A 293-nucleotide genomic window follows, 5' to 3' on the forward strand; every position below is an offset into this window, starting at 1 on the left:
GGTTTACGCAGTACACCTCGAACTTTCCGCCTTTACGCCTTGCCCGATTGTTTTGCGTCCTTAAAGAGCGTGGCCAAAAATGTGCAATGTCCACACCTCATGACCCTCAATTTTCGCCATCAAGAATCGGGCAGTTTTGCGACCAAAAATGGCGGACGCATTGGAGAGCTGGAAAAAACACTCAAGTCCCCGATGGCATTTTTCTTCCCTCAAGCGAAGAAAGAGCAGAGCGAACGCGAGCAAATTCGAGATGAAATGTCGGATGGCATCAACAGCATGGCATACATGCACCT

Annotated in this window: 1 protein-coding gene; it reads left to right on the forward strand. The window is 49.1% G+C overall.

Features of this window, described 5'->3' with window-relative positions; translation table 11 throughout:
* Positions 1-99: 99 nt before the first annotated feature.
* On the forward strand, positions 100-293 hold a 194-nt coding region (locus AB4653_RS27710), incomplete at its 3' end, for a hypothetical protein (RefSeq protein WP_372105848.1).

It is taken from the genome of Vibrio sp. 10N.222.48.A3 (assembly GCF_041475345.1).
GTDB classification, from domain to species: domain Bacteria; phylum Pseudomonadota; class Gammaproteobacteria; order Enterobacterales; family Vibrionaceae; genus Vibrio; species Vibrio tasmaniensis_A.